Source organism: Pseudomonas cremoris, from assembly GCF_014230465.1.
This window is the reverse complement of sequence record NZ_JAAXCY010000017.1, coordinates 26,440-45,796: the sequence shown is the minus strand read 5'-3', so window position 1 is coordinate 45,796 and position 19,357 is coordinate 26,440. Positions and strand designations below refer to the sequence as shown.

General features: G+C 60.2%; 18 protein-coding genes. 9 read left to right on the top strand and 9 right to left on the bottom strand.

What is annotated here, in order from left to right; translation table 11 throughout:
• Positions 1-156 precede the first annotated feature (156 nt).
• From HF257_RS30815 to HF257_RS30795, 5 genes are all read left to right on the top strand, one after another.
• Positions 157-1,548 (top strand): GntP family permease, encoded by a 1,392-nt coding sequence (locus tag HF257_RS30815; RefSeq protein WP_185705467.1) that lies wholly within the window; start codon positions 157-159, stop codon positions 1,546-1,548.
• 7 nt (positions 1,549-1,555) lie between these two features.
• Positions 1,556-2,329, top strand: a complete 774-nt coding sequence (locus HF257_RS30810; protein ID WP_185705465.1) for a 3-hydroxybutyrate dehydrogenase — start codon at positions 1,556-1,558, stop codon at positions 2,327-2,329.
• Between the two features lie 168 nt (positions 2,330-2,497).
• Entirely contained in the window at positions 2,498-4,450 is a 1,953-nt protein-coding gene (locus HF257_RS30805) for an acetoacetate--CoA ligase (RefSeq protein ID WP_185705463.1), read from the top strand.
• Between the two features lie 142 nt (positions 4,451-4,592).
• On the top strand, positions 4,593-7,088 hold the full coding sequence (locus HF257_RS30800) for a PAS domain-containing hybrid sensor histidine kinase/response regulator (RefSeq protein ID WP_185705461.1): 2,496 nt from the start codon (positions 4,593-4,595) through the stop codon (positions 7,086-7,088).
• Between the two features lie 43 nt (positions 7,089-7,131).
• Positions 7,132-7,407 (top strand): peptidylprolyl isomerase, encoded by a 276-nt coding sequence (locus HF257_RS30795; protein ID WP_034098324.1) that lies wholly within the window; start codon positions 7,132-7,134, stop codon positions 7,405-7,407.
• 120 nt (positions 7,408-7,527) lie between these two features.
• On the opposite strand, the gene HF257_RS30790 is transcribed toward HF257_RS30795, so the two are convergent.
• The 8 genes from HF257_RS30790 to HF257_RS30755 form a co-directional block, all read right to left on the bottom strand.
• Complete coding sequence (locus HF257_RS30790; protein WP_185705459.1) at positions 7,528-8,433, bottom strand: sugar kinase; 906 nt, start codon at positions 8,431-8,433, stop codon at positions 7,528-7,530.
• 127 nt (positions 8,434-8,560) lie between these two features.
• Positions 8,561-9,769: an amino acid deaminase gene (locus HF257_RS30785; RefSeq protein WP_185705457.1), complete on the bottom strand. Its 1,209-nt coding sequence runs from the start codon at positions 9,767-9,769 to the stop codon at positions 8,561-8,563.
• Positions 9,770-9,778: 9 nt separating this feature from the next.
• The gene (locus tag HF257_RS30780; protein WP_185705455.1) at positions 9,779-10,543 is read right to left on the bottom strand and encodes an IclR family transcriptional regulator; all 765 of its coding nucleotides are present in this window, start codon (positions 10,541-10,543) and stop codon (positions 9,779-9,781) included.
• 167 nt (positions 10,544-10,710) lie between these two features.
• Positions 10,711-11,100 (bottom strand): RidA family protein, encoded by a 390-nt coding sequence (locus HF257_RS30775; RefSeq protein WP_005788829.1) that lies wholly within the window; start codon positions 11,098-11,100, stop codon positions 10,711-10,713.
• Positions 11,101-11,115: 15 nt separating this feature from the next.
• A complete protein-coding gene (locus tag HF257_RS30770) occupies positions 11,116-11,898 on the bottom strand; it encodes an amino acid ABC transporter ATP-binding protein (RefSeq protein WP_185705453.1) in 783 nt (260 codons plus the stop codon).
• A complete protein-coding gene (locus HF257_RS30765) occupies positions 11,895-12,557 on the bottom strand; it encodes an amino acid ABC transporter permease (protein ID WP_025857548.1) in 663 nt (220 codons plus the stop codon). Before HF257_RS30765 ends, HF257_RS30770 begins: the two co-directional genes overlap by 4 nt.
• 11 nt (positions 12,558-12,568) lie before the next feature.
• Positions 12,569-13,231, bottom strand: coding sequence for an amino acid ABC transporter permease (locus HF257_RS30760; protein ID WP_185705451.1), 663 nt, complete (start codon positions 13,229-13,231; stop codon positions 12,569-12,571).
• A gap of 52 nt (positions 13,232-13,283) precedes the next feature.
• Entirely contained in the window at positions 13,284-14,132 is an 849-nt protein-coding gene (locus tag HF257_RS30755) for a transporter substrate-binding domain-containing protein (RefSeq protein WP_065907736.1), read from the bottom strand.
• Between the two features lie 333 nt (positions 14,133-14,465).
• Between HF257_RS30755 and HF257_RS30750 the strand changes: the two genes are divergently transcribed.
• The 3 genes from HF257_RS30750 (at position 14,466) to HF257_RS30740 (ending at position 16,281) form a co-directional block, all read left to right on the top strand.
• Complete coding sequence (locus HF257_RS30750; RefSeq protein WP_185705449.1) at positions 14,466-14,714, top strand: hypothetical protein; 249 nt, start codon at positions 14,466-14,468, stop codon at positions 14,712-14,714.
• 73 nt (positions 14,715-14,787) lie between these two features.
• A complete protein-coding gene (locus HF257_RS30745) occupies positions 14,788-15,153 on the top strand; it encodes a thioredoxin family protein (RefSeq protein WP_185705447.1) in 366 nt (121 codons plus the stop codon).
• A gap of 48 nt (positions 15,154-15,201) precedes the next feature.
• Complete coding sequence (locus tag HF257_RS30740) at positions 15,202-16,281, top strand: GGDEF domain-containing protein (RefSeq protein ID WP_185705445.1); 1,080 nt, start codon at positions 15,202-15,204, stop codon at positions 16,279-16,281.
• Here HF257_RS30740 and HF257_RS30735 read toward each other — a convergent pair.
• A complete protein-coding gene (locus HF257_RS30735; RefSeq protein WP_185705443.1) occupies positions 16,262-17,818 on the bottom strand; it encodes a TerC family protein in 1,557 nt (518 codons plus the stop codon). The genes HF257_RS30740 and HF257_RS30735 overlap by 20 nt on opposite strands.
• A 477-nt stretch (positions 17,819-18,295) precedes the next feature.
• Here HF257_RS30735 and HF257_RS30730 point away from each other — a divergent pair, with 477 nt between their 5' ends.
• Complete coding sequence (locus tag HF257_RS30730; protein ID WP_185705441.1) at positions 18,296-19,303, top strand: substrate-binding domain-containing protein; 1,008 nt, start codon at positions 18,296-18,298, stop codon at positions 19,301-19,303.
• Positions 19,304-19,357: the final 54 nt, after the last annotated feature.

Genomic DNA, 19,357 nt, shown 5'->3' with positions numbered 1-19,357 from the left:
ACTTGTCTCTGATTTGAGACGCCACTCAAGATTTTCGTCCTAAAAACAAAAATTATCCTTATATTTCAGCTATTTAACATCTTGGCACACATCTAGCTATAGCCCCTTCCTACAGCAACACCCCACAAAAATAACAATTCGATCTGGAGACACTCCATGAGTGTAATCATCGCCCTGGCAGCCCTCGCGCTGCTGATGCTGGCTGCCTACCGTGGCTATAGCGTTATCCTGTTTGCCCCCATCGCCGCCCTCGGTGCTGTCCTGCTCACCGACCCATCCGCCGTTGCGCCTGCCTTTACCGGGGTGTTCATGGAGAAGATGGTCGGCTTCATCAAACTGTATTTCCCGGTGTTCCTGCTCGGTGCGGTGTTCGGCAAGCTGATTGAGCTGTCGGGTTTCTCGCGCTCCATCGTTGCCGCTGCGATCCGCCTGCTCGGCACGCGTCAGGCGATGCTGGTGATCGTGCTGGTCTGCGCCCTGCTCACCTACGGCGGCGTGTCGCTGTTTGTGGTGGTGTTTGCGGTGTACCCGTTTGCGGCGGAGATGTTCCGCCAGAGCAATATTCCCAAGCGCCTGATCCCGGCGACCATCGCCCTCGGTGCGTTCTCATTCACCATGGACGCCCTGCCCGGCACGCCGCAGATCCAGAACATCATCCCCAGCACCTTCTTCAACACCACCGCCTGGGCCGCGCCCTGGCTGGGCCTGATCGGCACGATCTTCGTGTTCTGCACCGGCATGCTGTACCTGGCACGCCAGCGCAACAAAGCGCAGCGCGCCGGCGAAGGCTATGGCACGGAGCTTCGCAACGAACCCGAAACCGCTGACAACCTGGCACTGCCCAACCCATGGATCGCGCTGTCGCCGCTGATTCTGGTGGGTGTGATGAACCTGTTGTTCACCCACTGGATTCCGCAGTGGTATGGCAAGACCCACAGCCTCGCCTTGCCAGGCATGAGCGCGCCAGTGACCACCGAAATCGCCAAGCTCACGGCGATCTGGGCGGTGCAGGCGGCGTTGTTGGTGGGCATTGTCATGGTGCTGGTGTTCGGCTGGTCGGCGATCAAAAGCAAGCTCGCCGAAGGCAGCAAAAGCGCGGTAAGCGGTGCGTTGCTGGCGGCGATGAACACCGCGTCGGAATACGGTTTTGGTGCGGTGATCGCCTCGCTGCCGGGCTTTCTGGTGCTGGCGGACTGGCTCAAGGGCATCCCCAACCCACTGGTCAACGAAGCGATTACCGTGACCCTGCTGGCCGGTATCACCGGCTCCGCGTCGGGCGGCATGAGCATTGCCCTGGCGGCCATGTCCGAAAGCTTTATTTCGGCGGCCCATGCGGCCAATATTCCCCTTGAAGTGCTGCACCGCGTCGCGGCCATGGCCAGTGGCGGCATGGACACCCTGCCCCACAACGGCGCGGTGATCACGCTGCTGGCGGTGACCGGCTTGACGCACCGCGAAGCCTACAAGGACATTTTTGGCATCACGATCATCAAGACCCTCGCGGTGTTCGTGGTGATCGGTACTTTCTACGCCACCGGCATTGTGTGAGGTTTCTATGACGACATTGAACGGCAAGACAGCCCTGGTTACCGGCTCTACCAGCGGCATCGGTTTGGGCATTGCGTTGAGCCTGGCAGAGGCCGGCGCCAACCTGATCCTCAACGGCTTCGGTGATGCCAGCGCAGTGATCGCCCAGGTGCAGGCATTCGGCGGCAAGGTCGGCCATCACCCGGCCGACGTCAGCGACCCGGCGCAGATCGCCGACATGATCGCCTACGCCGAACGTGAGTTTGGCGGCGTGGACATCCTGGTGAACAACGCCGGTATCCAACATGTGGCGGCGGTGGAAGACTTCCCGGCGGAGCGCTGGGATTCGATCATCGCGATCAACCTGTCGTCGGTGTTCCACAGCACACGCCTGAGCTTGCCGGGGATGAAAGCCAAGGGCTGGGGACGTATCGTCAATATTGCCTCGGTGCATGGCCAGGTCGGTTCGGTGGGCAAGGCGGCGTATGTCGCGGCCAAGCACGGTGTGATCGGATTGACCAAGGTGGTCGGCCTGGAGACGGCCACCAGCAACGTGACGTGCAACGCGATCTGCCCAGGCTGGGTGTTGACACCACTGGTGCAGAAGCAGATTGATGATCGAGCGGCCAATGGTGTGGATCCGCAGCAGGCGCAGCATGATTTGCTGGCGGAAAAGCAGCCGTCGCTGGAGTTCGTGACGCCGCCGCAGTTGGGTGAGTTGGTGTTGTTCCTGTGCAGCGAAGCAGGCAGCCAGGTGCGCGGTGCCGCGTGGAACATTGATGGCGGCTGGCTGGCCCAATAAACGCAAACCTCGACAACAATGAAGATCTAAGGTGGGAGCGGGCTTGCTCGCGAATGCGCCTTATCAGCCAGCACAACTGGGCCTGGCCCGACGCATTCGCGAGCAAGCCCGCTCCCACATTGGACCTGTGTTGCCCGGCAGACTCAAACAAAAACTCGAGATCTCGCAATGTCCGACATCCTCTGGCGCCCCTCCCCGGCACGCATCGCCAACACGCGCATGGACCAATTCCGCCGCTACATCAACGAACGCTACAGCCTGCAACTCGCCGACTACCCCGCCCTACACCAGTGGAGCATCGACCGGCGCCCCGACTTTTGGCAGGCCATCGTCGCCTTCTTCGACGTGCAATTTCGCAGCCCAGCCAACGCCGTGCTGATTGAAGACGCCGAGATGCCCAGCGCCCAATGGTTCCCCGGCGCCACCCTGAATTTTGCCGAACACTTGCTGCGTCGCCGCGACGATCACCCGGCAGTGGTCGCCATCAGCGAAGACGGCCAGCGCGAACAATTGACCTACGCCGAACTGGCCGCACACGTCGCTGGACTGCAAAAAAGCCTGCGGGCCGCCGGTGTGACCCGCGGCGACCGCGTCGCGGCCTGTATGCCCAACACTTGGCAAACCCTGGTGGGCATGCTCGCCACCACCAGCCTCGGTGCGATCTGGTCGTGCTCATCCCCCGACTTTGGCACCCAAGGCGTGATCGACCGCTTCGGCCAGATCGAGCCCAAGGTGCTGATCACCTGTGCCGGTTACCGTTACGCCGGCAAGGAGATTGACCAAACCGCCAAGCTCAATGAAATCCTCGAACGCTTGCCGTCCCTGGAACAGTTGATCATCGTGCCGTACGCCCGGCCCCAGGCGCAGGTCGAGGACTATCAAACTCCAGCCAACGTCAGCTTGTGGAGCGACTTTTACCAACCCGGTGGCGAGCCGGAATTCGTTGCGGTGCCCTTCGACCACCCGCTGTACATCCTCTACTCCAGCGGCACCACCGGCGTGCCCAAGTGCATCATCCACGGCACCGGTGGCGTATTGCTCACGCACCTGAAGGAACATGGCCTGCATGCCGACCTGGGCCGCGAGGACTGCCTGTTCTACTACACCACCTGCGGTTGGATGATGTGGAACTGGCTGGTCTCGGTACTGGCCATCGGGGCGACGGCAGTGCTGTATGACGGGTCGCCATTTCATCCGGGGCCGGAGCGCCTGATCGATCTGATCGACGCGGAACACATCAGTGTGTTTGGCACCAGCCCCAAGTTCCTCGCCACCCTGGAAAAAGCCGGGTTGCAACCGCGCCTGAGCCATGATCTGGGCAGCCTCAAAGGGCTTATTTCCACCGGATCGCCGCTGTCGCCCCAGAGTTATGACTACGTTTATCGCGAGATCAAGGGCGAGCTGTGCCTGTCCTCCATGTCCGGCGGCACCGATATCGTTTCCTGCTTTGTGATCGGCAACCCGGTGCTGCCGGTACGGCGCGGCGAGATGCAGTGCAAGAGCCTGGCGATGGCCATCGAAGTGTGGGACGACAAGGGCCAGCCCCTGATTGGCGAAAAAGGCGAGTTGGTCTGCACGCGGCATTTTCCGGCCATGCCCATCGGCCTGTGGAACGACCCAGACCAGAAGAAACTGCGCGCCTCGTATTTCAGCCAATTTCCCGGCGTATGGGCCCAAGGCGATTACGCCGAGCAGCGGCCAAACGGCAGCCTGTTGATTCATGGGCGCTCCGACGCCGTACTCAACCCCGGCGGCGTGCGTATCGGTACGGCAGAAATCTATCGTCAGGTAGAAAAAGTGCCGCAAGTCCTAGAAAGCCTGGCCATCGGCCAACGCTGGCAGGATGACGTGCGGGTGGTGCTGTTCGTGCGCCTCAACGAAGGCGTCGCACTGGATGAGGCGCTGGAGCAGCAAATTCGCCAGGTGATCCGCGCCAACACCACGCCGCGCCATGTGCCGGCCAAGATCCTCGCTGTCACCGATATCCCCCGCACCATCAGCGGCAAGATCGTCGAATTGGCGGTGCGTAACGTGGTGCATGGCGAGCCCGTAAAGAACACCGATGCCCTGGCGAACCCGCAGGCGCTGGAGGAATTTCGCAACCGTCCCGAACTGGCCTGAAGATGAAAGGTTTCAGCCCTGACGTACTCATTTGAAGACAAAACGCCAATGCATGCTATTTTTCGGGGGTAGTCAGCCGCTCCCGAGTCACGGGATAATCGGCGTTTGTCATATTTCAAAGCGTTACGCTCAGGGCTTTTTCATGAATGGAACATCCACCGTCAGCGAAGCCGCCGCATTGATTGCGCGGCTGGACTGGGCGCAAAGCCCACTCGGTGAGGCCAACGATTGGCCGCAAAGCCTGCGCACCGCCGTGGATATCGTCATCCACTCACCGATGCCGATGCTGCTGCTGTGGGGCAACGAGCTCACCCAACTCTACAACGATGGCTTTGCGCAACTGGCGGGCAACAAGCACCCCGAGGCCTTGGGCCAGCCTGCGCACCAGACCTGGCCGGAACTACAGAGCTTTACCGCGCCGATCTACGACGCAGTGCTCGCCGGCCAAGTGCGCACTTTCACCGAACAGCGCTTTGTGCTGCAGCGCAATAACCGCGACACAGAAATCTGGCTGGACCTGACCTACAGCCCGATCCGTGATGAAAGCGGCAGTGTGGCCGGGATCCTGGTCACCGCCATCGAAACCAACGAACGTCGCAAAGCCCGGCACAACACCGAGCAACGCCTGCAGCTTGCACTGGCGGCAACGGACGCGGTGGGCACCTGGGATTGGGATATCGGCGAAGACCGCTTTATCGCCGACGCCCACTTCGCCTACCTGCATGGCGTCGACCCGAGCGAGGCCGGCCTGCTGCCCATCAGCGACTACCTGCAAGGCGTACACCCCGAAGACCGGGGCATGGTGGCGCGCAGCATCAAGCACTGCATCACCTTCGGCACCGAATACGCCGAGGAATACCGCCTGCAACAAGCCGATGGCACGGTACGCTGGGTGTTTGCCCGGGGGCGATGCTACAAGGATCACCATGGCCGCCCGGCCCGTTTCCTCGGTGCGGCGCTGGACCTCACCGAGCGCAAGCACACCGAACAAGCCCTGCGCCAGAGCCAGACCGAGCTGCAACTGATCATCAACGCCATGCCGGTGCTGATCGGTTATGTCGACCACGAGCAGCGTTTTCGCCTGAACAACAGCGCGTACCTGGAGTGGTACGGCATGACGCCCCAAGAGCTGTATGGCAAGACCATCCGCGAAGTCCTCGGCGACGAGGTTTACGCCGGGCGCGAAGACAAGATCACGGCGGCGCTCAGGGGCAAGGCCTGCAGTTTCATGACCGTCACCCCACACCGCGATGGACGCCCACGCCACGCGCTGATGAAGTACCTGCCGCGCTTCAGCAATGAAGGTTCGGTGAATGGGTTCTACATCTTTGTGATCGACGAAACCGAGCGCAAGCTCACCGAAGAAGCCCTGCGTCACCTCAACGAAAACCTTGAAGAACGCGTGGCCCAGCGCACCCAGGCACTGGCCGAAGCCAACCAGCGGCTGCAAAACGAAATGTTCGAACGCGAGCGCGCCGAAGACGCCCTGCGCCATGCGCAGAAAATGGAAGCGGTGGGCCAACTCACCGGCGGCATCGCCCATGACTTCAACAACATGCTGACCGGCATCATCGGCAGCCTCGACCTGATGCAGCGATATATTGCCGCCGGGCGCAGTGACGAGATTGGCCGTTTTACCGATGCGGCCGTGTCCTCTGCCCATCGCGCGGCCGCCCTCACCCACCGTTTGCTGGCGTTCTCGCGCCGGCAGTCGCTGGACCGCCGCCCGCTGGATCCGAACCAGTTGGTGATGTCCCTGGAAGACCTGTTTCGCCGCACCAAGGGCGCGCATATCGCCCTCAAGTTGCAACTGGGTCACGATATCTGGCCAGTCAATACCGACGCCAGCCAACTGGAAAATGCCCTGCTCAACCTGGTGATCAACGCGCGCGACGCCATGCCCGACGGCGGCGAGCTGAGGATCGAAACCGCCAACAGCTACCTCGACGGCACGGACATCACCACGCTGGAGCCGGTAAAGGCCGGCGACTACGTGATGCTCGGCGTATGCGACAACGGCACCGGCATGACGCCGAAGATTCTGGCGAAAGCCTTCGACCCGTTTTTCACCACCAAACCCATCGGCCAAGGCACTGGGTTGGGCCTGTCTATGATCTACGGCTTTGCCCAGCAGTCCGGCGGCCACGTGACCATTCACAGCGAACCGGGCCAGGGCGCTTGCGTGCGCCTGTACCTGCCGCGCCTGTATGGCACCGCACTGGAAAGCAGCCTGCCGCAGCATCTGGGCGAAGCGCCATTGGCACTGGCCGGCGAAGCCGTCGTGGTGGTCGAAGATGACCCTGCCGTGCGCATGCTGGTGGTCAATGTGCTCGACGAACTGGGCTACACCGCGCACCAGGCCGCCGATGCGCGTACCGCACTGCCGTTGCTGGAATCGGATTTACGCGTGGACTTGCTGGTAACCGACGTGGGCCTGCCGGGCATGAATGGCCGGCAACTGGCGGAAATCGCCCGCCAGCATCGCCCAGGCCTGAAGGTGTTGTTCATGACCGGCTACGCGGAAAAAGCCGCCGAGCGCCAGGGCTTCCTCGAAGACGGCATGGACATGGTGGCCAAACCATTTTCGATCGACCTGCTGGCCACGAAAATCCGCAGCATGATCAACGTCGACGAATGAGTTCAGGCATAATCGCGCGCCGTCGCACACCTGGTAGAGATCAATGAAAGCCCAAGCCCGTCACATCCTGGTGAAAACCAGTGAAGAAGCCGAACAACTCAAGCAGCGCATCGCCAAGGGCGAAGCCTTTGATGTGTTGGCCAAGAAATACTCCACCTGCCCGTCGGGCAAGCGCGGTGGGGACTTGGGTGAGATTCGGCCGGGGCAGATGGTGGGTGCGATTGATGCGGTGATCTTCAAGAAGCCGCTGCGGGTGGTACATGGGCCGATCAAGAGCAAGTTTGGGTATCACTTGGTGCAGGTGTTTTACCGGGATTAGTGGAGTGGTTTTAGACCGCTTTCGCGAGCAAGCCCGCTCCCACATTCGATCGCATTCTTTCAGTTAAAACGCGGTCAAGTGTGGGAGCGGGCTTGCTCGCGAACCGCCAAAGGCGGCCATTCACCGAGGAATCAAAGCCCCCGCCACCTGAATGACCCGACTCGCCAACTCATGCCCCGCCACGGCAGCCTGCTCAGGCGAGCCCCCCTTGAGCCGACTGGCCAGATAGGCCGCACTGAACGAATCCCCCGCCGCCGTCGTATCCACTACCTTCTCGACCTTCACTGCCGGCACCGAAAAGCGCTCACCCGCATAGCGAATCAAACAGGCATCCGCGCCACGCTTGAGCACCACTTCCTCAATCGCCGGGTACGCCGCAAACACCTGCTCGCTGTCGGTAAAACCGAACAACGCCAACTCGTCATCCTCGGTCAGCAAGGCGATATCGACCTGTGCTATTACCGCGTGATACGCCGCCCGCGCGGCCTCGACGCTGGCCCACAGACGTGGCCGGTAGTTGTTGTCGAACACCACCTTGCTGCCACGCCGGCGAGTTTCGATCAGGGTTTGCAGCAAGCGCTCACGCCCAATTTCCCCCAGCACCGCCAGGGTAATGCCGCTGAAATACACCACGTCATATTCCGGCAGCGAGGCCAGGATGGGTTCGGCGGCAGGCGTGGTGAAGCAGTCGCGCACGGCGGCTTCGTTGCGCCAGTAAAGGAATTTTCGCTCGCCCTTGGCATCGGTCTGGATGCAGTACAAGCCCGGCAAGCGGCCAGCCAGGCGCTGGACCATGCCGAGCCCGAGGCCTTCGTCGATCCATTGTTGGCACATCGCGTCGCTGAAGCTGTCGTCGCCCAGCGCCGTCACGTAGTCGACGTTGCCGATATCGCCCAGCTCGCGGCGCAAGTACACCGCCGCGTTCAAGGTATCGCCGCCGAAGCTTTGGTGCAGGCTGCCGTCGGCGCGGTGTTGCAGTTCGATCATGCATTCGCCGATGAGGGCGACGCGGGGTTGGGTGGTCATGGCTAGCATCTCGGGTGTGGCTGATGGCCTCTTCGCGAGCGAGCCCGCTCCCACAGGGGACCGCATTCTTTCAGATAAAACGCGGTCAATGTGGGAGCGGGCTTGCTCGCGAAGGGAGCGACTCGGTTCAGAAGCAGGTATGCAGACTCTCGATCACCTGCAACTGCTCATCCACCAGGCAACCCACCTGCCATTTGTCGAAGGTCAGGCAAGGGTGCGAAGTCCCAAAGGAAATGATGTCGCCAATACGCAACTCAACCCCCGGTGCCACGGTCATGAACGCATGTTGGTCCATTACGGCCGTGACCTTGCACGCGCCAACGTCATCGCCCTCTGCCGGCAAGATACCCGCCTTGTAGCGCTTGAGCGGCACCGGCAAACCGGCGTCGTAGGCCACGTCGCGCTTGCCCAGGGCGATCACGGCAAAGCCCGGTTCTGGCAGCGATTGCACATGAGCCCAGACTTCCAGCGCCGGGCGCAGGCCTTCGCTCAGGTCGCTGCGGCGGTCGAGCACGCAGCATTGCGCTTCTTTGTAGATACCGTGGTCATGGGCCACGTAGCTGCCCGGACGCAGCACACTGAGGAAGCGGCCCGCGGCGTTTTGCTCCTCGAAAGACTCTGCGATCAGGTCGTACCAGGCCGAACCCGATGCGGTGACGATGGGCTTGGGCAGGTCGAAAGAACCGTTGTTTTGCAGGTCGACCGCCAGGCGCACCAGGCTGGCAGCGAAATCGCGGATACCGCTGATGGCGTGCTCGCCGTGGATCACGCCTTCGTACCCCTCGATACCGGTAAGGGCCAGGGCTGGCTGGGCCTTGATTGCCTTGGCCAGCTCGCGCACTTCCTGCTCGCTGCGGCAGCCACAACGCCCGCCAACAACGCCGTACTCGATCATCACGTTGAGGCGCAGGCCACGGGCAGCGAAGAACAGGCCCAGGTCGGCAACGTTGTCCGGGTGATCGACCATGCAGTGGAAATCAAAATCCTTGTCGGCCAGCAGGTCGGCAATCAACGCCATGTTGGGCGCGCCCACCAGTTGGTTGGCCATCAGTACGCGGCGCACGCCACCGGCATAGGCTGCGCGGGTCTGCACGGCATTGGCCAGGGTGATGCCCCAGGCGCCAGCGGCGAGTTGGCGCTGAAACAGCGCCGGCATCATGCTGGTCTTGCCATGGGGCGCCAGTTCGGCGCCACTGTGGCTGACGAAGTCCTGCATCCAGCGAATGTTGTGTTCCAGGGCGTCGCGGTGCAGCACCAGGGCCGGCAGGCTGACGTCGCGGACCAGGTGGGCACCGATGGCAGCGGCGCCCTTTTCAACGGCATTGATGGCAGACATGAAATGCTCCTATTCGTTAATGCGACGGGCCAGGTTGTTGGCGCTTTCGATCAACACCCGGCGATAGTCGTTGTAGTGTTTGATGGCATCGGCCCGAGGGGCGACGATGCACAACGTCGCAATGCTGATGCCTTGCCCGTCCCGCACCGGGGCGGCAAAGCAATGGGTAAAGGTGTCGGCCACGCTGTCGAAGGAAAAGAAGCCATCGAGGGTGGCCTGACGGATTTGCGCCAGGAAGGTGTCCAGCGGCAAACGCTGGCCGTCCGGCAGGATGAAGTCGTCATGATCGATCAGGTCAATGATCTGCTGATCGCTCAAGTGCCCCAGCAGCAGGCGCCCGGAGGCGGTCCAAGGGATCGGCGCGTTTTCACCGATGTCCGAGGAAATACGGAAATGCCGCTCACCCTCGCGCATCAGCGCCACCGTGTATTTGCGCCCGTTGAGCAGGCACATCTGCGCGGTTTCGTGGGTCTGGCTGACGATCTCCTGCAAGGCGTGGTCGGCCTCACGGGTCAGATCAAAATGGCGCAAATGCGCTTGTCCGAGAAAATACAGTTGGCGGCCAAGGTAGACGTGACCATCCTTGCCCACGGTTTCCAGGATGCGTCGCTCCAGCAGAGACGCGACCAATTCGTAGACAGTGGACTTGGGGCTGCCGATGCCGCTGGCAATATCATTCGGGCGCAAGGGCTGGCCGATTTCCTTGAGAAAATCGAGGATATCGAACGCACGGTCCAGTCCTTTGGCGCGGCGCTTGATGGTGTCTTCGGTCATGGCAGTTTCGGTCCCGTTCAAAATATTGCTAACAACACAAATCCCCTGTGGGAGCGGGCTTGCTCGCGAATGCGGTGGTTCAGTGACAAGTGCATTCACTGACAGGCCGCATTCGCGAGCAAGCCCGCTCCCACATTTGATCTGCGCTGATCTCAAGAGTGGGGCATTTAGCCTTTTTTCTTGTAGGCCACGCAATCAATCTCCACCTTGCAATCCACCATCATGTTGGCCTGCACACAGGCGCGTGCCGGGGCGTGTTCCGGGGTGAAGTATTCGCCGAACACCTTGTTGAAACTCCAGAAATCCCGCGGGTCTTCCAGCCATACGCCCACGCGCACCACGTCTTTCAATTCGTAGCCAGCCTCCTCAAGGATCGCGACCACGTTGCGCATGGTCTGGCGGGTTTGCTCGACGATGCCACCGCTGATGATTTCACCGTCCACCGCTGGCACCTGGCCCGAGACGTAGAGCCAGCCGTCCGCTTCCACCGCACGGGCGAAAGGACGAGGCTGGCCGCCGCCGGCGGTGCTGCCGGTGCCGTAACGAGTAATGCTCATAAAATGTGCTCCTGATTAAAAACGAATGTTCTTCAAAAATTCCGCCAGGCGCGGCGATTGCGGGCGTTCGAAGATATCCTTCGAGGTGCCCTGCTCTTCAATGCGGCCCTGGTTCATGAATACGATCTTGTCCGAGACTTCATAGGCAAAGCGCATTTCGTGGGTGACCAGCAACATGGTCATGCCCTCCTCTGCCAGCCCCTTGATCACGCTGAGCACTTCGCCCACCAGCTCCGGGTCGAGGGCCGAGGTGACTTCGTCAAACAGCATCAGGCTGGGGTTCATCGCAATGGCGCGGGCAATCGCCACGCGCTGTTGCTGGCCACCGGAAAGCTGCCCGGGGAAGTGGTTGCGACGCTCCAGCAGGCCGACGCGCTCCAGCCATTTTTCTGCCAGGGCCACGGCTTCGTCCTTGCCCATCTTCTTGACCTTGAGCAGGCCGAGGGTGACGTTTTGCAAGGCAGTCAGGTGCGGAAACAGGTTGAATTGCTGGAACGCCATGCCGGTCATTGCGCGGTGCTGGGCAATCACCCGCTCAGGATGGCGCACACGCTTGCCGGCGACTTCGCTGTAGCCGATGGACTCGCCATCCAGCGTGATCTGGCCACCCTGGAATTCTTCCAGCAAGTTGACGCACCGCAGCAAGGTGGTCTTGCCCGAGCCGCTGGAGCCGATCAACGTCACCACGTTGCCGCGCTGCATGGACAGGTCGACGCCCTTGAGCACTTCGACCTCGCCATACTGTTTACGCAGGCCACGGATGTTCAGCAGCGGTTGGTTGGTTTGAGGTTGGTTCATGGCAAGGCCACCCGCTTTTCAATGTAGCGCCCGAATAACTCGATGGCGTAGTTGATGACAAAGAACAGAAAACCCGCGAACAGGTAGAACTCCAGCGTCATGAACGTGCGCGCGATGACTTGCTGGGTACTGAGCAGCAACTCGGCTACGCCGATTACCGACAACAAGGTCGAGGCCTTGACGATTTCCGTGGAGGAATTGACCCAGGTCGGCAGGATCTGGCGCAACGCCTGGGGCAGCAGCACATAGCCGAGGGACTGGTAGAACGTCAGGCCGATCGCCTTGCCCGCTTCCAGTTGCCCACGGGGAATGGCTTGCAGCGCACCGCGCACGATTTCCGACACGTGTGAGCCACAGAACAATGTAAGCCCGACCGCACCGGCCTGGAACGCAGTGATCTGCCAACCGAGTGCCGGCAGCATGTAGAAACACGCCAGCACCAGCACAAACACCGGTGTGCCACGGATCAGATCGACATACAGGCGAAACGGTGCACGCATCCAGAACTTGCCGTAGGTCAGGATCAACCCGGCGACAATGCCGATCAGGGTGCCGAAGATAATCGCCAGCGCAGAGACATAAACACTGGCTTGAAAGCCCGCCCACAGGGTATCCCGGGCGATCCACAACTCATGCAGCCAGCTTGGGGACTCGTACATGAAAGCCCTCCTTAACGACGGATCGCCAGACGCTGTTCCAGGTAACGGAGCAGCATGGCAATGAGGTAACAGGCAGCCACGTAGAGCGCCGTCGTGACCAGCCAGGTTTCAATCACCCGGTAGCTTTCGACGTTGATCTTGCGGGCGTAATAGGTCAGCTCCGGTACCGCAATCGCAGCAGCCAGCGAGGTGTCCTTGAACAGCGAAATGAAGTTGTTCGACAGCGCGGGCAGCACGTTGCGCAGCATCACCGGTACGGTGATGTAGGCGCGGATACGCCATTCGCCCAAGCCGATGGCCAACCCGGCTTCACGCAAACCCTTGGGAATATTCAACAGCCCGGCGCGGAATACTTCGGTCAGATAGGCACCGGCGTACAACGACAGGGTGATGATGAACGAAGGGATTTTGTCGAGACGAATCCCAAGGCTCGGCAACGCAAAGTAGATCAACAGGATCAGCACGAGGATCGGCGTATTGCGGATCACCGTCACGTACACCGAAGCGAAGATTCGCAACGCGCGGTGCTTGGACAGCATGGCAAACGCCATCATCAAACCGATAACGCAGCCGATGGCGATCGACAACAGCGCCAGCTCTAGGCCCAGGCCGAGCCCCGCCAGCAAGCTGGGGAAGTCGCGCCACACGGCGGCAAAGTTCAACTGATAGTTCATGGTCGGCAGTACCTGAATGAGGCGCCGTCGGCGGCGCCCCAGCGTTTACGATTTACTTGAACTCAACCGGGAAGCCGATGGCCGGCTCCGGCAGGTCCACGCCAAACCATTGCTTGAACGAGGCCTTGTAAGTCGGGAACTCCACACCGGTCATGGCTTCATGCAGGGCGGTGTTGACGAAGTTCAACCAGTCCTGGTCGCCACGCTTGACCGCGCACGCGTAGGTCTGTGGGCTCCACGCGTAGGTCGGGCTGCGGTAGCGGCCAGGGTTCTGCACCATCAGGTACTTGACCGAGGACTGGTCGGTGGCAGCCGCATCGGCGCGACCGGAGTTCACGGCCTGGTACATCAGGTCGACGCTGTCGTACTGGTCGACCTTGGCTTTGGGCAGCGCCTGGTGCACCAGCTCTTCGGCATACACGTTTTGCAGCACGGCCACGGTCACGCCGTCGCCGGCGGCTTGCAGGTCTTCGATCTCTTTGTATTTGCTGTTGTTCGGCAGCAGCAGGCCCACGCCTTCGCGGTAGTACGGCAGGGTGAACGCGACCTGCTGTGCACGGCTGGCGGTGACGGTAATGAACTGGCAACTCATGTCGACCTTGTCGGTCAGCAGGTTGGGAATCCGTGCGTCGGAAGACTGCACCACAAACTCGACTTTGCTCGGGTCGTTGAACAAGCCCTTGGCCACAATTCGGCCGATGTCGATATCAAAACCTTGCAACTTGCCATCCGCTCCCTGGAAGTGCCACGGCGCATTGGTACTGCCTGTACCCACGATCAGGTGCCCACGCTTGAGCACATCATCGAGCTTGCTGTCCGCCGCCTGCACTACGCTTGCGAGGGAAGCCGATGCGGCGAAGAGAAAAACACACGCTTTAAACACGGAAGGTCGGTGATGCATGACAAGCACTCCAGGAGTTGTGTATTCCGCTATACCGGAACTTAGTATGTAACAACGGAATAAACAGCAGAAAGTGTGCCACACGCCGTAACAGAAAAATATGATCGAAATAAAATGCTTATAAATCAGATACATAGAGTGTCATGGCGAGTACGGCGTTACGCCAGCACGAGAATTCACATTGCTACCCAAGGCCCCACACTGGGGTGACAGGCCCCACCCGAGTGCGCCACAACGGCGTAACCGCGCACCATTGCAGTGCGCTCGCGGCGTGGAAAAATCCCCATGCTGGACTAGCCTTGGCACATCCCTGCCGACAAGGACCGTGCCACGATGAAGTGTCGACTCACTCTGCTAGTACTCTGCTTTCTGGTCGCCGGCAGCGCCACCGCCAGCAACGACCGCCGCGATTGCAAGGAAGAACTGCGCAAGCTCCACGACGTCTTGAGCACCAACTACACCGGCCAGAACCACCACGGCTACCGCAAGGCCAAGGCCTCCCGGGACAATGAGGAATACAAGAAATGCGCGAACCAGGCGCGCAAGGAACGCGAACGACTGGAACGCGACACCGACCTGTGAAGGTTGACAGTAGACGGCTGCGATACCCCAGCTTAGCGTTGGCAAAAACCCGCGACGCATAAGGGAGATCTCCATGGGGATTGCCACAGCCACCATTGCCAATACCGAACAGTTTCAACGGTTACTGAAGACGCCACACCCGGTGTTCCTGCTGTTTGTCTCAGAGCATTGCCCCGCTTGTGCCGATGCCGGCCCCTTGTTCGAATTGATCGCCAGTAAATACCCATGGGTGGTGAGCCTGGTGCTCGATTGCGCAGAAACCCCCAGGCACCCCGAAGTAACAGGCACGCCGACTTTGCTCGTCTACCTGGACGGCGTGCTGATGGAAAAACTCAAGGGGTTCGGCCCCGAAGAGGGTCAAGCGCAATTGGTCGAACAAACCTTCAAGCGCTATACCAAGGCCCGTCAACCGACAAAACCACGCCTTGCACGCCCCTGACCACGGTCTACGCTGCTCATAGCAGTCTCAGCCGAACCAGGGTCAGCAATGCTCAAGACCATTGAAGCCGAAGTCCTGAAGAAACACCCCTCGCCCGCCTTGCAACGTGAGTTCGCCCAGCATGATTTCGAGCGACTCAAGCCGTTCTGCCTGCTGGTCTATGGCGCGAGTATCAGTATCTGGCTGGCGTTCAACCTGATCGTCAGTTTTCCCGGGCAGCAGGGTTTTACCTTCTACTCGATGATCTTTCTCAGCGTCTTGGTGATCAACCTGCTGGTACTGGCCTTCAACCGGCGCGTGCGCTACTTCCAATGGATCAACCTGGCCTTTGTCAGCATTATCGCGACCGGCATTCGCTTGGTGATCGAAGGTTTGCCGATGGTCCTGCACCCCGGCTGGCTGATTCTCGGTGCCTCGACCATCCTTTACAGCGCCTCGGTACTGCCGCTGAGCCGCTGGTCCTTCGTGACCGCGCTGCTGATCACTTGGGGGGTGCTGAACCCGTTCTACCTGACCGAGACCTCGCTGCTGGAAGTCAAAGGCACCATGGTGCTCTTCTACGCAGTCTTCCTGAGCGCACTCACCCTCTACAGCTTCTTGAAGCTGCGCCAACTCAAGTTGAGCAACTACATCATGGCCAAGCTGCTGCTGGAGCAGGCCTACGTCGACCCGCTGACCGAGATCCCTAACCGCCGTTCTTTCATGACCAGCGCCGGACAGAAGCTCGACCATCAGCCACGCACCCATGACCATTACCTGGCAATGATCGACATCGACAATTTCAAGAAAGTGAACGACGTGTATGGCCACGATATTGGCGACGAAGTGCTTAAACGCGTGGCCCAAGACATCAAGGGCGTGATGGTCGACTTTGACTACGCCCGCCTGGGCGGCGAAGAGTTCGGGATCTATCTGGCAGGAGTGCGACACGACGACGTCGAGCAGTTGGCGGCCCTGCTCTGTCGCCGCGTGCGTGAAGAACCCAGCCAACACCCGGTGACCATCAGCATCGGATTGGCCCGGGTGGAGGATGGTGAAACCTTGAACCAGGCGATGATCAAGGCAGACCAGGCGCTGTATGAGTCAAAGCACACGGGCAAGGACCGTTTTACGTTTCACGTGCCATGAACACCTGAGTCACCCGGCGCTCTTCGACAGCCGCGACCGTCAGGCGCCATCCTTCATGCACCAGGCTGTCGCCCACCACCGGCAGGCGGTCCAACAGGCTCATCACCAGGCCGGCCAGGGTCTGGTAGTCCTCGGTGGCCACCGCCTGGAAGCCAGTGCGCTGGCGGACCTGGTTGAGGTTCAAGGCGCCATTGACGCGGAACCCCTGCCCCTCCTCGACGATGTCTGGCCCCTCGATTTCGCTGGCGTCAGGCAGCTCACCGGCGATGGACTCAAGAATGTCGGTCATGCTCAACACGCCCATGAAGTCGCCGAACTCGTTGATCACGAACGCGATGTGGGTCGATTCCTGACGCATCTGCTCAAGGGCATTGAGCACCGAGAAGCTGTCGAGCAGGTTGATCGCCCGACGCGCCAGATGCTCAAGGTTGGGCTCGTTGCCGGCCAGGTATTCCTTGAGCAGTTCCTTCTTGTGCACAAAGCCCAGCGGCTCATCCACCGCGCCGTTGCGGATCAGTGGCAGACGCGAGTAGGACGAATGCATCAGCTTCAGGCGAATGCTCTCGGGGTCGTCGGCCAGGTCGATGTAGTCAACCTTGGCGCGTGGCTTCATCAAGCTGCGAATCGGTCGCTCGGCCAATTGCAGTACACCGCTGATCATCACGCGCTCGCGACGGTCGAACAGCGGGCCTTGCACGGCGTCCGGTTCGCCCAACAGGTCGGCAACGTCTTCGCCCACCTCTTCCACTGCCAGGCTGCGGCCGCCCAGCAAGCGCATCACTGCGTGAGCAGTTCGCTCTCGGATCGGCAACGTGCCCTGCGCCGATTTCTTGCGACGAGCGCGGGCAATCTGGTTGAACACTTCGATCAGAATCGAGAAACCAATGGCCGCGTACAGGTAGCCCTTCGGAATATGGAAACCCAGGCCTTCGGCGGTCAGGGCAAAACCAATCATCATCAGGAAGCCCAGGCACAGCATGATCACTGTGGGGTGCGCGTTGACGAAACGGGTCAACGGCTTGCTCGCGACAATCATCAAGCCAATGGAAATGATCACAGCGATCATCATCACTGCCAGTTCATCCACCATGCCCACGGCGGTGATCACCGCGTCCAGGGAGAACACGGCGTCGAGCACTACGATCTGCGCCACGATCGGCCAGAACATCGCATAGGCCGCATTGCCAGTGCGCTGGGCCACATGGCCTTCCAGGCGTTCGTGCAATTCCATGGTGGCCTTGAACAACAGGAACACACCACCAAACAGCATGATCAGGTCACGGCCGGAGAAACTCTTGTCGAACACTTCGAACAGCGGCTGGGTGAGGGTCACCAACCAGGAAATACTCGCGAGCAAGCCCAGACGCATCAGCAACGCCAGGGACAAGCCGATCAAGCGCGCACGGTCGCGCTGCTCAGGTGGCAATTTGTCCGCAAGAATCGCGATAAACACCAGGTTGTCGATGCCCAGCACCAGTTCCAGCACAATCAAGGTCAACAGGCCGAGCCAGGCCGTTGGATCCGCTAACCATTCCATTTATTGAGTCTCTTCAGTCGATTTTCAGAATGCCGGGCACGGCAAGGCGCGGTCAGTGGACCGGTACAAGGCTAGCAGTCGGAATACGGGATGTTTCAGAGAGAACGGCGGCAGTGGGTGTCTTGGGGAAAGACGACTGGGAGGCTCCGAGAGGGTGTTCATGCAAGTCCTGCAATGAGAAAAGGACTTGAATCGTACAGTCGAAACAGAAAATGCCCACAGCGCAAAACTATTACAAGATCTGTAAACCGTAGCATAACGAATCGATCATATGATCAGACAGTGAAATTAATAACAGAGAGAAACCAACAAAATTCGTGCCATACGCACAGAGAAAATCCACAAAACCCTTTAATTTGCCTATTTTCAAGTTTTACGCAAAATGATTTGACTGATCAGATTTTCATTTGATAAACATATGTTCACGACAAGGCAATGAATGAACGACTGACTACAACAATAAATGGGGTGCTCATCATGAAACTTGGTACGACCTTCGCCGCCGCTGCGGCCCTCTCCCTGCTTGCCAGCAGCATCGCCCTGGCCGCCGATGGCAAGACCTACAAGGTCGGCGCCGCGGTCTACGGCCTCAAGGGCCAGTTCATGCAGAACTGGGTGCGTGAACTCAAGGAACACCCTGCCGTAAAAGACGGCACCGTGCAGTTGACGGTGTTCGATGGCAACTACGACGCGCTGACCCAGAACAACCAGATCGAAAACATGGTGACCCAGCACTACGATGCCATCCTGTTCGTGCCCATCGACACCAAGGCCGGCGTCGGCACGGTGAAGCAAGCCATGAGCAACGACGTAGTCGTGATCGCGTCGAACACCAAGGTCGCCGCCCCCTCGGTGCCCTACGTGGGCAACGACGACGTCGAAGGCGGTCGCCTGCAGGCCCAGGCCATGGTCGACAAGCTCAATGGCAAGGGCAATGTGGTGATCATCCAGGGCCCAATTGGCCAGTCGGCACAGATCGACCGCGAAAAAGGCGAGCTCGAAGTCTTGAGCAAACACCCCGACATCAAGATCATCGAGAAAAAGACCGCCAACTGGGACCGCGCCCAAGCCATGACGCTGACTGAAGACTGGCTGAATGCCCACCCTAAAGGCATCAACGGCGTCATCGCACAAAACGACGACATGGCCCTCGGCGCCGTACAGGCGCTCAAGTCCCACGGATTGACCTCCAAGGACGTGCCCGTCACGTCCATCGATGGCATGCCGGATGCGATCCAGGCGGCCAAGAAAGACGAAGTCACGACCTTCCTGCAAGACGCCCAGGCCCAGTCCCAGGGCGCATTGGACGTAGCCTTGCGCGCCTTGGCCGGTGACGACTACAAACCCAAGTCAGTGATCTGGGAACGCTACGCCAAGGACGTTAAATGGGGCGACGGCACCGCGAAGAACTACATCCTGCCTTGGGTACCGGTGACCAATGCGAATGCCGACGCGCTGTACAAGCAAGTCAGCGGCGCCAAGTAACCCACTGCCGGTTGATCGCTCCCCTCGCGCGGGAGCGATCCGTTCATTCTTGTT

Coding starts and splice junctions, on each gene's coding strand:
- HF257_RS30815 (WP_185705467.1), top strand. CDS start 157: ATGAGTGTAATCATCGCCCTGGCAGCCCTCGCGCTGCTGATGCTGGCT.
- HF257_RS30810 (WP_185705465.1), top strand. CDS start 1,556: ATGACGACATTGAACGGCAAGACAGCCCTGGTTACCGGCTCTACCAGC.
- HF257_RS30805 (WP_185705463.1), top strand. CDS start 2,498: ATGTCCGACATCCTCTGGCGCCCCTCCCCGGCACGCATCGCCAACACG.
- HF257_RS30800 (WP_185705461.1), top strand. CDS start 4,593: ATGAATGGAACATCCACCGTCAGCGAAGCCGCCGCATTGATTGCGCGG.
- HF257_RS30795 (WP_034098324.1), top strand. CDS start 7,132: ATGAAAGCCCAAGCCCGTCACATCCTGGTGAAAACCAGTGAAGAAGCC.
- HF257_RS30790 (WP_185705459.1), bottom strand. CDS start 8,433: ATGACCACCCAACCCCGCGTCGCCCTCATCGGCGAATGCATGATCGAA.
- HF257_RS30785 (WP_185705457.1), bottom strand. CDS start 9,769: ATGTCTGCCATCAATGCCGTTGAAAAGGGCGCCGCTGCCATCGGTGCC.
- HF257_RS30780 (WP_185705455.1), bottom strand. CDS start 10,543: ATGACCGAAGACACCATCAAGCGCCGCGCCAAAGGACTGGACCGTGCG.
- HF257_RS30775 (WP_005788829.1), bottom strand. CDS start 11,100: ATGAGCATTACTCGTTACGGCACCGGCAGCACCGCCGGCGGCGGCCAG.
- HF257_RS30770 (WP_185705453.1), bottom strand. CDS start 11,898: ATGAACCAACCTCAAACCAACCAACCGCTGCTGAACATCCGTGGCCTG.
- HF257_RS30765 (WP_025857548.1), bottom strand. CDS start 12,557: ATGTACGAGTCCCCAAGCTGGCTGCATGAGTTGTGGATCGCCCGGGAT.
- HF257_RS30760 (WP_185705451.1), bottom strand. CDS start 13,231: ATGAACTATCAGTTGAACTTTGCCGCCGTGTGGCGCGACTTCCCCAGC.
- HF257_RS30755 (WP_065907736.1), bottom strand. CDS start 14,132: ATGCATCACCGACCTTCCGTGTTTAAAGCGTGTGTTTTTCTCTTCGCC.
- HF257_RS30750 (WP_185705449.1), top strand. CDS start 14,466: ATGAAGTGTCGACTCACTCTGCTAGTACTCTGCTTTCTGGTCGCCGGC.
- HF257_RS30745 (WP_185705447.1), top strand. CDS start 14,788: ATGGGGATTGCCACAGCCACCATTGCCAATACCGAACAGTTTCAACGG.
- HF257_RS30740 (WP_185705445.1), top strand. CDS start 15,202: ATGCTCAAGACCATTGAAGCCGAAGTCCTGAAGAAACACCCCTCGCCC.
- HF257_RS30735 (WP_185705443.1), bottom strand. CDS start 17,818: ATGGAATGGTTAGCGGATCCAACGGCCTGGCTCGGCCTGTTGACCTTG.
- HF257_RS30730 (WP_185705441.1), top strand. CDS start 18,296: ATGAAACTTGGTACGACCTTCGCCGCCGCTGCGGCCCTCTCCCTGCTT.